The sequence below is a fragment of the Marinoscillum sp. genome, from assembly GCF_965229915.1.
Classification (GTDB): domain Bacteria; phylum Bacteroidota; class Bacteroidia; order Cytophagales; family Cyclobacteriaceae; genus Marinoscillum.
The window spans coordinates 3,974,922-3,987,420 of sequence record NZ_CBDDJZ010000001.1 but is presented as its reverse complement, the minus strand read 5'-3'; the positions used below and the strand labels follow the sequence as shown (position 1 = coordinate 3,987,420).

The window sequence follows — 12,499 nt, the reverse complement described above, 5'->3', positions numbered from 1 at the left end:
ATGGCGATTAAGCGACAACCTACTCTTCTAGAAGCATTTATACCAGTCATCTTTCTAATCATCCTGCTATCTATCAACGTGGGTATATTCGGTGATGACGCTCTTGCCGGATCCAACCAGATTGTGCTCATTTTGTCAGCGGCAGTTGCAGCGTTGGTAGCGAGTAGGTTAGGATTCCAATGGGATGAATTGCAAGATGGTATTGTCAAAAGCATTAGCTCCGCCATGACCTCTTTGTTGATCTTACTGCTTATCGGGTCGCTTGCTGGCACCTGGTTGCTGAGTGGTATCGTACCTGCCATGATCTACTACGGTCTTCAAATCCTCAACCCATCCATTTTCCTTTTCGCGGCGTGTATTGTTTGCTCTATCGTATCTGTGGCAACTGGTAGTTCATGGACCACAGCAGCCACCGTGGGCATTGCACTCATTGGGATTGGCAAGGCACTCGGTATCTCTGAAGGCATGATTGCTGGAGCAATTTTGTCTGGTGCCTATTTTGGTGATAAGATGTCACCACTATCAGATACCACTAATCTCGCCCCGGCGATGGCAGGAACAGACCTATTTACTCATATTCGATACATGGCCATTACCACAGTGCCTAGTATCAGCATTACATTGATCATTTTTCTGATTCTTGGTTTTACCTCAGGGACTTCAGCCACAGTGGTCAACACGGAAGAAATATTATTTGCTATCAGCGACAAATTCCACATTTCGGGTTGGTTGTTCATCGTACCAATAGCCGTGGTGGTGATGATCGTACGCAAAGTACCAGCAATCCCTGCCCTCCTGGCCGGAACATTGTTAGGGGCACTATTTGCATTGATTTTTCAGCCGGATCTGGTAGCAGGTATAGGTGGCAGTGCCACTCCTTCGGGCATGTTTCGCGGGATAATGACCTCATTGTATGGAGATATTTCTATTACTACCAGCAACGAAATGGTCAATGAACTACTAAGCAGTGGTGGTATGGCTGGAATGCTTGGAACCATCTGGTTGATACTTTCTGCCATGATTTTTGGTGGTGTGATGGAGAGCTCCGGCATGCTGAAACGAATTGCGAAAGCGATCCTAAGCCTGGTCAACTCCACGGGTTCACTGATCGCCTCGACGGTATTTACCTGTGGGTTCTTCAACGTGACCGCTTCGGATCAATACCTGGCCATAGTGGTACCAGGCAGAATGTATGCCGATATCTATAAACGAAAAGGACTGGCACCAGAAAACCTCAGTAGAACGCTGGAGGACTCTGGTACAGTAACCTCCGTACTCATACCATGGAACACCTGTGGTGCCTATCACTCCAAAGTACTCGGAGTGGCCACAGGAGATTACCTGATGTACTGCTTCTTCAACCTCATTAGCCCTTTGATGACCATGACGGTCGGATTTTTAGGATTCAAAATCAAAAAATTAGTCACCGAGTAACCCCACATATGTTTCCCAGTCAAATACCCAAAGAAGAAATCAAACACCTCCCACTGATGAAATTCAGTGGCACCATTCACCTTATTACCACAGAAGAGGAATTGCACGAAGCTCTCCAATCTATGAGAGGACAGGCGTTTCTTGGATTTGACACAGAAACCAAACCGACATTTAACAAGGGAGAATACAACCAAACGGCTCTGATCCAACTCGCTACGATGGACAATGCCTACATCATTCGAGTGAAGGATCTTGGAATTAGCAACGCTCTGAAAAATCTCCTAGAAGACCGGGAGTTGCTAAAAGTGGGAATCAGTATTCGTGATGATCTCAAAGAATTGAAAAAGCTGCGGCCATTCCGACCTGGTGGCTTTATTGACCTCAACGATATTGCTGCGGATCTTGGCATCACCCAAATAGGTATGAGAAGTCTGGCTGGAATTTTCCTCAAGGCCAGAATCAGCAAAAGCCAGCAAACATCCAATTGGGAAAGCAAGGAATTGACTACTGGTCAGTTATCCTATGCAGCCACCGACGCCTGGATCTGCACAAAAATTTACAGCATGCTGCAAAAGAAAGGCTACATTTAATCTACATCCTCAAACCGCAAGTTAACATCAGGAGTAAGCTCCAGCTTCTTGCGCAACCTGGGCACATCCTCATCTTTGATCAGGCCGGTAAAGTGACAAGAGGCTGTATAGTCTTTGCTCAGGTAGTCAATTTCGAACTCACCAAGTGCTCGTTCCACCTCCGAGGTAACATCGTAAGCAAACTGGATACTAAAGGGAGTTTGAGAATAGACCGTCTCAATTTCAGCTTGATTTAGCGCTTCTTCCGCCGCTACCTTATAGGCATTAATGAGTCCACCTACACCCAGTTTCGTACCTCCAAAATAACGGACCACCACTACGAGGGTGTTGGTTAAATTCTTTGATCGAATTTGACCTAAAATCGGGTCACCAGCAGAGTGATTGGGCTCACCATCATCATTGGCACGAAAAGCCTGCTCCTTTAAACCTATTATGTAGGCATAACAATGATGCCTGGCGTCATAAAACTCTTTTCTGAGCTGATCCAAATGTTCTTTGATCTCCTCCTCAGTGCTAACAGGGTAAGCCCTGGCTATGAATTTACTACCCTTCTCTTTGTAAAGCCCTTCTGTCGAGTTGCTAATGGTAAAAAACTCATTCAATGTCATCTAAGATTGCGTTTGCCTCTGCGTCAATAGCCTCCGATTCGGAAATCTCTATGGCTTTTTCCAAATGAAAAATAGCATCTTTCTTTTGTCCGCGGGCAGCATAAATTCGACCAAGACCTAAATAGGATAAGCTGCGGTAGTAGGTGCCATGTCCCGTGATATCAGACCCAGCAGCTATGCCCTTCTTGTAGGCCACAATTGCTTTGCCAAGATCACCACTCACCCGCTCAAAATACAAACCCTGGAATGCCTTTCCCGCCATGGTATAATAGGACCTATCCGAGGCTATTAACTCCTCAATGATTGAATAAGGTGCTTTCTTAAAGTCATCATCAGCTGTCAATGACTCCAAAAGCTTGGACTTCATGTAGAGATTGTTCGGATAGGTTTCTGTGAGATACCACATGTATTTTTGGGCTTTTTTCGGTTTGTATTCGTACCTCAAGTAAATGTATGCCAGGTACACATATGCCTCCACACGGGTAAGGACGGCCTTCTGAGTGGCTTCCTCCAGCTGCTGTAAGCCAAGTTCTATATCGCCTCCTCTAAAAAACCAAAGTAGAGGTTTGTATACCGGATACTTCTCTGGATACTTCTCCCGAAAATAATTGTATACCCCTGTAGTCATTAGAAAATCTGGCACTTCATCACTCAATTGAAAACCACTTTTCACCAGGTCATAAGCCTTGCCTGCTTCTGAAAGAGCCTTCATGTAGTGTCCATCGTCAGCATAGTATTCAGCCAGTAATCCTCGAGCAGACATTTCAAAGAATATAGCTTCAGGATGCTCCTGCCGGCCCCCATCTAATCGATTGGCCAGTCGAATGGTCTCTCTGAGCTGGCTACTAAAATCATTGAAAACAGAGTCGATTGTCACCACCGGGATATTGGTCCAGAGGATATTTAGCCCTCGCAACATAGGCACTGCAGGGTGATTGGGCAACCGCTCCTCTACTTGAGCAATCAGTATTTCTGCTGAATCTGACTGAACATTGTAAATGTAATCCACACATTTCCTAACAAGCTTCACATTTGACGGATTGTCAAACAACTGTGAGTGAGCAGTAAGACTTATGGAAAAAAGTACGGCGATGAAAACCTTTCTCAAATTGTCGTTCTTGTGAATTTCTTTAGAAAAACTAAATGGCAAGTTACCTTTTGACATGCACAATCAAAAACACGTTGGTGGTTAACACCAAGACCCATAGTTTTACAGAAACGATGGATTCCTAAAGACATGCCATTCCCTTATTGCTATTTGTTTGACTCAAAATATGCCGCTATTCAGCAACTGACTGACTTTCAATTCATTCAGACAGATAGTGCTCAACTAGCCTATAGTATCGAAAAGACAACAGCAATCAGTCTCCCTCAAAGTCCTTTCGGCGGCATCTTTACTACCAACGAAGATCAGCAGGAATTATTCCAGTTTCTGGATCAGGCAAAGCAAGAATTAACCGGCAAGGTCCGGCAGCTCCTTATCAAACAGCCCATTCATGTCTATCCTTCGGTAGCAACTAATCATTTGATTGACTATGGGTTCCAAAAAAAACTTTCGGAAATAAGTCATTTCGTGGATTTGATAAACTTTGAGCCAGACCAATTGCACTTGATGCAAAAAAGGAAGCTGGACAGCTCAAGTTTTGATCTGCAATTGCTTCCTGTGAAGCAACTTCCGAGTGTTCATGAGTTTATTGAGAATGCTCGTGCAGAACAAGGCATTCACATCAACACTTCTCTGGATACACTTAGCAAACAATTTGAAGCATTTCCAGACAGATTCTTAATCTATGGAGCTTACCATTTAGAGGAGTTGGCTGCTACGTGCATCGTTAGTCTGCCTACTGATGATATTGCTTACTACTTCCTACCGGCAAGTAGTGCTACCTATCGGTCCAAAAGCCCCATGGTGGCGCTGATGGTTTACCTATATGATGATCTCAGAAAACGAGGGTTTACCTATCTGGATCTTGGAGTGTCATCTATTAATGGTGTGCCCCAGCATTCTCTGATCAACTTCAAAGAGCGGATGGGTGGAATCTATGCCGAACGGTCTAATCTGGTTCTGAATATCGAGTGATCACTGCTTGAAACTTACTCTCTAGCTGATCCACTACCCGTTGAGTTCCGAATCGGTGGTCAAAGTAAGCTCTCACAGCGTGTTTAGTCAGTTGCTGATCCAATACTTCAGAGATGGTTTGCTGTAGCTGAGCAGCTTCCCAACCCTTAGCAAGAGCTCCTGCTTGGGAATCAATTAATTCTTCCGCTCCCTGCCATGGTGTACTGATCACAGATAAGCCACAAGCGAGAGCTTCCAGAATGGCTGCAGGCTGATTTTCATGAGTACTAGTGTTAACGAAGACGTGTGCCGACTGTAAATGCATCAACACTTCATGCTGGGTACATTCACCAAGCCATTCCACATTCAACTGAAGCGTTTTGGCTCGTCGTTGCAACGACCGACGTAGCGACCCTGAACCCACTACTTTCAAGAGAACCGGACATTCTTTCTGAAGCAATGACACAGCTTCCAACAAAAGACCGTAATTCTTTTGAGTTTCTAACCTCCCTACGGCTATTAAGGTCTTCACATCGGCTGATGACTCCTGCCCTGGAATGAATAACTGATCATCTATGAAATTAGTCGCCTTATCTGCTACTATACCATAGTGCTCCAGCTCATGAACAAGTGCTTGACTCACCGCCAATACCTGATTAGCTGCTTTTAAAGTCGGTATTAGATTCTTGTGCAAAATTCCCCGTAGAGAAGGCATAGGGAATGGACTCTGATGCTCAGTGATCACAAAAGGAATGCTGTATTTTTCAGAAAGCCGCTGAGCGATAACACCTGCAGGATAAGTGACTTGGGCGTGTATGACGTCTGGTTTACCAAAGTATGCTATGAAGCGCTCCAGATTCTGCTCGTTAGCTTGTAAGATCCCTTTCATATTCCCGCCTTTGATCTTTCGGGTCCAGGTAAAGGCTGGCGTCATGAATTCCACACAATTACCCTCCAAAATGGCATCTTTCTGCTTGACCATTGGCTTTGATCCAAACTTGAGCAGACTAGAGAGCGGCTGTGACCGATGCAACCAAAGGCGGGGATCATGTGACCCCCAAACACTGAGGCCAATGCTCCAATCCGGACGGTGCCTGGCCATCAGTCTTGCTTGCTCGTAAAAAAATATACCAGTTGAAGGGTGAGTTGGCGATGGATACCAGGAAGGGATGATCAGTACTTTCATAAGTAACCAAACCTTTTCAGTTCTTTTTGAACTGTGCTGAATAAAGAATCATCTTCATCAAATCGTTCTTTCCATTTATTAATGGACTGGTCATTGATCGGATGTTGCAGATTGGCATGCTGTGGCTCCTGATATAAGGTGGCCGACGAAGGATGCTGATAGAAATTCAGCATCTGCTCTTCAAACGACACCCCAAAAAATTCACACAGTTCACTCAGCGCTTGTTTTGGCTCTCGAACTATCTGCTCATACTGGATCAGGTGTACAGTAGTCTTCTTACTAAGCCAATCATAGGCCTTTATGCTTTCCTGCCAATGAGTTATGGCCTTTTCAGGCTGAGCCAAATCTCCTAAAAACTCAGCTCCACCCCGCTGATAAGAGTCTGCCACATCGCGCCCATCCCGAATCAGAAAAACATAAGATGCATGAGGAAATACACTCCAGATTTCGGGTAAATAGTGAGTATTCATTGGCGTGGTATCTCCCCACCTCTTAAATGCTTTCTCTTGTTCTCCATAAGATCTGAATAGGTAGTCGATAAGCCATTCCAGACTTTTATCCGAGGATTGATTGATACCCTGGAAGACCTCATCACCTGAAAACTGCCAGGTATGACTCCCAGTACTCGGCATGAGCTCTCCCACAATCACCTTTACCAGGTCTCTCCAGAGGAGCCAGTTATAGATTTTGAACTTAGCGATGGAGTTACCCAAAAAATACTGCTCCGAAGGCAGAAAGAGCTGAGAATGACTATTGAGAATCCTATTGAGAAGGGTACTACCATTGCGACCGGACCCAAAAATAAAAAAGGGTCGTTCCAATGACTGTTTGCTGTGCACCGGAAACTTCCTCGGTAAAAAATCCGAAAGTAGTTCCAATGTCCTGACTAACTTTTTTCTTCTCATCTTTGATAATCAAACGGAAATTTATGGATTCTCTTCCTCTTGTCTCAATAATCTGCCTGTGTCATAACCAAAAAGATTTTGTAGAATCTGCCATCAAGTCCGTTTTTACCCAAACCTACCAAAACATAGAGCTCATCGTGGTGGATGATGGCAGTACGGATGGCAGTCAGGAAGTGATTAGAGAACTTCTGAAGGCCAATACGGATATCTCTTTCATTTCTTTGGACGATACTATTGGAAATTGTGCTGCTTTCAATCGTGGGCTGGCTTTGGCAAATGGTGATTTTATCATAGACCTGGCCGGTGATGACATCTTGCTACCAAAACGGGTGGAAGAAGGAATCAATGATTTTATCAATGCACCGTCAGAGGCCGGGGTACATTTTTCTGATGCATTTTTGATTAATGCGGCTGGCGAAATGATGGATACCTTTTACCCTAGAAATGAAAATGGTCAACTCACAGAAGAGGTTCCTCAAGGAGACCTCTACAGGAAGTTAATATCCAGGTACTTCATCTGTGCTCCTACCATGATGACAAAACGTGAAGTGTTTAAAAAGCTGGCAGGTTATGACGAGCAGTTGAGTTATGAGGATTTTGACTTTTGGATTCGTTCTTCCAGATATTATCACTACCTCTTCAATCCTGCGCCATTGGTAAAAAAAAGAGAATTGCCCAACTCTTTAGGCAAAGTGCAATTTACCATACGCAGTAGGCATTTAGACTCAACGCTGAAAGTGTGCAGGAAAATCTACGACCTCAATAACACGGCAGAAGAGTATCGGGCACTGATCAAACGATGCAGGTACGAAATCAAGCAGTGCGTAAAAACACTCAACCTCGGATTAATAGCCAAATACCGCAAACTTATCAAGCAAAGTCAACGTCGGTTGTCATCGCTCTCCAGCATGGATAAATAGCTATAGTATCGTTCCTCTGTAATTTTTCCTTCTTCCAGTGCTTCCTTAATCCGACAACCGGGTTCATTGGTGTGCTGACAATTATGAAATTTACACTCACCTAGAAACGCGCGCATTTCTGGAAAATAATGTGCCAATTCCTCTCCTTCTATTTCCGAAAGGGCTAGTTCCTTAATACCCGGAGTGTCAATAATGGCTGAATCTTCATCCATGAAAAACATCTCTGCGAAGGTGGTAGTATGCACACCTTTATTGGCAAAATTGGACACTTCGGCCACCTTTTGATCCACTTCAGGGATCAGCAGATTGATCAAAGTGGATTTACCTGCTCCCGAATGACCAGAAACCAGCGTTTTCTTCCCTTGGAAGATTTCGCGGATTTTATCTGAGACCCCCTCTTTGGTGAGGGAAGTTTGGTAGCATTTGTAGCCGACCTTTTGCTCATAGATAAATGACAAGTAACCAACTTCATCGAGTTCTTCCTCATTGAGTAGGTCCGTTTTGTTAAACAGAATGATCCCTGGAATGCGGAAGGCCTCTAATGTCACCAGAAAGCGATCGATAAATCCCAGGGAAGTGCGCGGCTTTTTCAATGTTGCAATCACTACCGCTTGATCAACATTAGCAGCAATAAGATGGTCGTGGTGTTTTTTGCGTGGAGACTGGCGAATAATATAATTGTCCCGATCGACGATCTCCACAATGATATACTCCCCATTGATCTCCTCTAAAACCACATAATCACCTACGGCGATTGGATTGGTAATTTTCTTATCCTCCAGCTTAAACTTTCCCCGGATTCGTGCCTCTACGGTGGTCGTATCTTCGAGCAACACACTATACCAGGAACCTGTAGACCGGATCACTAGTCCCTTCATAGCAATTCTTTTATCTTTTTCATTACTTTATCTGTTGCCCCGGCATGTTGCTGTACGTATTCCTGGCAAACTTCACTCATACTCTTTCTTAATTCCTGATCGTAGACCAACGATTCAAAAATACTGAATAGTTGTTGGGAGTCAGCAGCTTCTTTGATTCCTCCCAGGTATTTCAGCTCTCGCACTTCCACAAACTTATCGTTATTAGCATGCTCCCCAATGACTATTGGCAAGCCATATACGGCCGGTTCGATGACATTGTGTACCGCACCACGAAAGGCACCTCCCACATATGCGAAGTGACCATAACGATACATTCGCTTCAAATCTCCAATGTAGTCCACGAGCAGTATCTGGTACGAATCATTTTCTTGAAACTTAGTAATTCGTTGAGCCCCAGCAGCTTCATATGATTGCAACTCATCCTCAGAAATCTCATGTGGAGCGATGATGATACGAACCTCGGGCATTTTCGAAATCACTTCCCGGATCAAATCCCAATCAGATGGCCACAAGCTGCCACACACAATCACCAAATGATCCTTAGTGAATGATGCGAGTACCTCAGAAGGCCAGGCTTCCTCCCGCACTTGTAGCATCTGATCAATGCGCGTGTCTCCTGAGACAGTCACTTGAGCAATCCCATAGGATTGAAGCAAGGTTTTCGAGTCATCGTCTTGTACTAAAAAGTGACTCGTGGATTGCAAGGCACGCAAGTAAAATGTGCCAAATCGTTGGAAAAACATTTGGTTGGGTCGAAATACCGAAGACACCAGCAGCAGAGGTATATCACGCCTGGCCAGTTCCAACATGTAGAAGTACCAAAATTCATACTTTATAAAAAGTGCAATTTTTGGATTGACCAACTCCAGAAACCTCTTCGCATTGGACGGAGAGTCCATAGGTAAATAGAAGACATAATCCACATGAGCAGACTGTTTGTAGCTATTGTATCCAGATGGAGAAAAGAAGGTGAGCAAAATGCTCAAATGAGGAAGCTCCCTTTTCAGAGCTTCGATAATTGGCTTCCCTTGCTCATACTCCCCCACAGAAGCCGCGTGCACCCAAACAATGTCCTTCTCGGAGCCTTCCAGCTGTACAGCTACCTGCTCAAAAATACCTTTGCGGCCGTTCACAAAATCTCTCGCTTTTTGCACAGATCCTGCCAGAGTCCGAATAATCAGACCATATATCCACAAACTGAGGCGGTACAATAAAACCATACGGCAATGTACCCAATTGATCAATAAAAAAGCCGCCTGCTGACTAGCGGACGGCTTCATCTTTTGCTGATAATGACTAGTTACTGGATCGCTTAGTGAGATGCCAGGTAAGAAGACACTCCGTCTCTAGTAGCCTGCATTGCATCTTTACCCTCTTCCCAGTTGGCCGGGCAAACTTCACCATGCTTCTCTACGTGATGCCACGCATCAACAATACGGAGCATTTCATCGATATTTCTTCCAAGTGGAAGGTCATTGATCGTTTCGTGTCTTACGACTCCTTCTTTGTCAATAAAGAATGTACCTCGGTATGCTACCGGAGCACCATCAAATACCAATTCACCTTCTTCGTTGTAGCTCCAGTCACCAGCAAGTACGCCGTAGTTATTAGCTACGGTTTTAGAGCTATCAGCTACCAAAGGGTAGGTCACTCCTTCGATTCCTCCTTTATCTCTCTCAGTCATCAACCAAGCCAGGTGGGTCTCTTCTGTATCGCAAGAAGCACCCACTACCTGTACTCCTCTTTTCTCGAATTCAGCTAGTTTTTCCTGAAATGCGTGAATTTCAGTTGGACAAACAAATGTGAAATCCTTAGGGTAGAAGAAGAAAATAACTTCTTTCTTGCCAACATAATCCTCCAAAGAGAACTGCTCAACGATCTCTTCTCCGTTGATTACTGCAGGAGCATTAAATACTGGCGCTTTTTTTCCTACTAATGACATAATTATTAGTTTGTTTTATGATTTATAAAAAAATGTTCGTTTCGTTATGAGGTTCGTATTGTTTTGATGCAATTATTAAACGAGACAATACCTCCTATTAATTCGGAGGCAAAATTACCTATCTCTCCAGCCTGAACCAAACAAATGGCATTAATAAGGACTTATTACTTCATTAGTTTTAATTATCTAATTCATAAATCACATGAAACTCAAATTCACTTTTTTAAGCTTTTTGATTACCGTACTTCTAAACACCACATTGAATGGTCAAAACTTTGGGGATATTCTTGCCGTGGGGGCAGACAATGCTGAAACGTACCTTGAAAATTATGCAGCTCCTGGAATCAATGCTTTTGGGAATGGACTATCTAACGGCTGGTACAACACTGCCAAACCTCACAAAAGCCTAGGCTTTAACCTCACCATCTCACCGAGTTTTGCTTTTATCCCTTCTTCCGAGCGCTCCTTTGAATTCAATCCTGCAGATTATCAAGACCTTACTCTGGAAGGAGATCAAGATGGGATTATCCCCACACTAGCTGGAGGAGATGCAGAACCTGGTTCTGAGTTAGTCTTCACTGGCCAGGCTACCTACCCGGGAGGAATTACCTTTGATGGGGAACAGCGATTTGACGTACCCGATGGTGTCATTAACCTGAAGGATGTCCCTTTAGAAGGTACCCCAGCCCCTACCTACAACATTGGGATTGGGATTATCAAGGGTACGGAAGTGAAAATTCGAATCCTTCCTGAAGTTACCGCCGGAGATTTCAAAGCTTCCATGTTTGGGTTCGGTGTACAGCACGACATCAAACAATGGATTCCAGGTATTTCCAAACTACCTTTCGATCTTTCCGCTTTGGTGGCATACTCGAAACTTAACCTGGAATACGGTATAGATGTGAACACAGGCAATTTTGAAGGTAATGGGGCAGCTATATTCAGCACCAGCGCCACAACTGTTCAAGGTATCATTTCTAAAAAATTGTTATTCTTCACACCTTTCCTGGGTATCGGATTTAATGCAGTAAATAGTCAACTAGATGTGAACGGCACCTATCGATACAACACCACCACAGGTTCCAGTTCTGAAATTGAGGATCCGATATCACTTTCTTTTGATGGAGCAGGAAGTGCCAGAACAACCATTGGTGGGCGAATTAACCTGGCGATACTGACCATTCATGCAGCCTATACACTCCAGCGATACAATACATTCAACATGGGCATTGGTATTAGCGTGAGGTAGCTGAATCCATTATTTATTGAAAAATACCAGATTCGTCCTCCAGAATACCGAATACATGGTATTGTAAGCACCCATATATCCAAATAAGTTTGTAAGAGGTCCATCAATTGATAGGAATCGCTATTTTTGTTGAATACACAAATCATCGAACAAATGAAACAAACTTTATTGATCGGTATAGCCGCCATTTTCCTGGCTTCTTGTGGAGAAGAGGGGATTGGGTTCAATGCACAAAAAGAATTTCCATTGGAAATACCTGTTGAATTACCAAGTGGATCACTACCCATTTCATTACCAGGCGACCCTGGCCCTGTTACCAGAGAAGACGAATACAGCCTTTCTGATGTTGACGCGTTCAGCGGGGATCTAGATGCGCTGGAAGAAGTTATCGTTAATGGCTTGTCTTACGAAATCACAGAAGTAGATGCCAATGAGGAATTCGACCTTGATAATATCACCATAGAGTTGACTGATCCTTTTGGAAATAGAATCGCACTTATTGATATTTCTACGCCTACACTGACCAACATTTCTAAAACGGAATTATCTAACACTGCTGGACTTGCAGAATTGGAGCAGGCTTTGGATCAGCGAGAGGACATCACATCAACGGTAAGTTTTGATTTTGCAGAAATTCCTGATCAGGATGTCAATTTTAATTTCGTGCTCTATTTTGATGTAACCGCTAAAATCAGAGACCTGTAATTCACCCAGTCTAATCTAAT

The 12,499-nt window shown here is 43.9% G+C and carries 13 protein-coding genes; 6 read left to right on the top strand and 7 right to left on the bottom strand.

The window, feature by feature from the left end; genetic code table 11:
* A complete protein-coding gene (gene nhaC, locus ACO067_RS17190) occupies positions 1-1,434 on the top strand; it encodes a Na+/H+ antiporter NhaC (protein ID WP_421876274.1) in 1,434 nt (477 codons plus the stop codon).
* An 8-nt stretch (positions 1,435-1,442) separates the two neighbouring features.
* Positions 1,443-2,024, top strand: a complete 582-nt coding sequence (locus tag ACO067_RS17185) for a 3'-5' exonuclease (RefSeq protein WP_421876272.1) — start codon at positions 1,443-1,445, stop codon at positions 2,022-2,024.
* Here ACO067_RS17185 and ACO067_RS17180 read toward each other — a convergent pair.
* Together ACO067_RS17180 and ACO067_RS17175 are read right to left on the bottom strand one after the other, a co-directional pair.
* Positions 2,021-2,632, bottom strand: a complete 612-nt coding sequence (locus ACO067_RS17180; RefSeq protein ID WP_421876270.1) for an IMPACT family protein — start codon at positions 2,630-2,632, stop codon at positions 2,021-2,023. The genes ACO067_RS17185 and ACO067_RS17180 overlap by 4 nt on opposite strands.
* Positions 2,619-3,797 carry a tetratricopeptide repeat protein gene (locus ACO067_RS17175; protein WP_421876268.1) on the bottom strand — a complete coding sequence of 393 codons (1,179 nt, stop codon included), beginning with the start codon at positions 3,795-3,797 and terminating at the stop codon, positions 2,619-2,621. The genes ACO067_RS17180 and ACO067_RS17175 overlap by 14 nt, the downstream gene beginning before the upstream one ends.
* A gap of 72 nt (positions 3,798-3,869) precedes the next feature.
* Between ACO067_RS17175 and ACO067_RS17170 the strand changes: the two genes are divergently transcribed.
* Positions 3,870-4,712, top strand: coding sequence for a hypothetical protein (locus ACO067_RS17170; RefSeq protein WP_421876266.1), 843 nt, complete (start codon positions 3,870-3,872; stop codon positions 4,710-4,712).
* Here the strand turns inward: ACO067_RS17170 and ACO067_RS17165 are convergent.
* Positions 4,687-5,877: a glycosyltransferase gene (locus ACO067_RS17165; RefSeq protein ID WP_421876264.1), complete on the bottom strand. Its 1,191-nt coding sequence runs from the start codon at positions 5,875-5,877 to the stop codon at positions 4,687-4,689. The genes ACO067_RS17170 and ACO067_RS17165 overlap by 26 nt on opposite strands.
* Positions 5,874-6,782, bottom strand: coding sequence for a sulfotransferase family protein (locus ACO067_RS17160; RefSeq protein WP_421876262.1), 909 nt, complete (start codon positions 6,780-6,782; stop codon positions 5,874-5,876). Before ACO067_RS17160 ends, ACO067_RS17165 begins: the two co-directional genes overlap by 4 nt.
* 23 nt (positions 6,783-6,805) lie before the next feature.
* Between ACO067_RS17160 and ACO067_RS17155 the strand changes: the two genes are divergently transcribed.
* Positions 6,806-7,702, top strand: a complete 897-nt coding sequence (locus ACO067_RS17155; protein WP_421876258.1) for a glycosyltransferase — start codon at positions 6,806-6,808, stop codon at positions 7,700-7,702.
* Here the strand turns inward: ACO067_RS17155 and rsgA are convergent.
* The 3 genes from rsgA to ACO067_RS17140 are packed head-to-tail and all read right to left on the bottom strand — an operon-like array spanning position 7,663 to position 10,525.
* On the bottom strand, positions 7,663-8,580 hold the full coding sequence (rsgA, locus tag ACO067_RS17150; protein WP_421876256.1) for a ribosome small subunit-dependent GTPase A: 918 nt from the start codon (positions 8,578-8,580) through the stop codon (positions 7,663-7,665). The genes ACO067_RS17155 and rsgA overlap by 40 nt on opposite strands.
* Positions 8,577-9,863 (bottom strand): 3-deoxy-D-manno-octulosonic acid transferase, encoded by a 1,287-nt coding sequence (locus ACO067_RS17145; protein ID WP_421876254.1) that lies wholly within the window; start codon positions 9,861-9,863, stop codon positions 8,577-8,579. The genes rsgA and ACO067_RS17145 overlap by 4 nt, the downstream gene beginning before the upstream one ends.
* A 32-nt stretch (positions 9,864-9,895) precedes the next feature.
* Positions 9,896-10,525: a peroxiredoxin gene (locus ACO067_RS17140; RefSeq protein WP_421876252.1), complete on the bottom strand. Its 630-nt coding sequence runs from the start codon at positions 10,523-10,525 to the stop codon at positions 9,896-9,898.
* A 202-nt stretch (positions 10,526-10,727) separates the two neighbouring features.
* On the opposite strand from ACO067_RS17140, the gene ACO067_RS17135 reads away from it, so the two are divergent.
* Together ACO067_RS17135 and ACO067_RS17130 are read left to right on the top strand one after the other, a co-directional pair.
* On the top strand, positions 10,728-11,774 hold the full coding sequence (locus ACO067_RS17135; RefSeq protein ID WP_421876250.1) for a DUF6588 family protein: 1,047 nt from the start codon (positions 10,728-10,730) through the stop codon (positions 11,772-11,774).
* A 153-nt stretch (positions 11,775-11,927) separates the two neighbouring features.
* Positions 11,928-12,479, top strand: a complete 552-nt coding sequence (locus ACO067_RS17130; RefSeq protein ID WP_421876247.1) for a hypothetical protein — start codon at positions 11,928-11,930, stop codon at positions 12,477-12,479.
* Positions 12,480-12,499 lie beyond the last annotated feature (20 nt).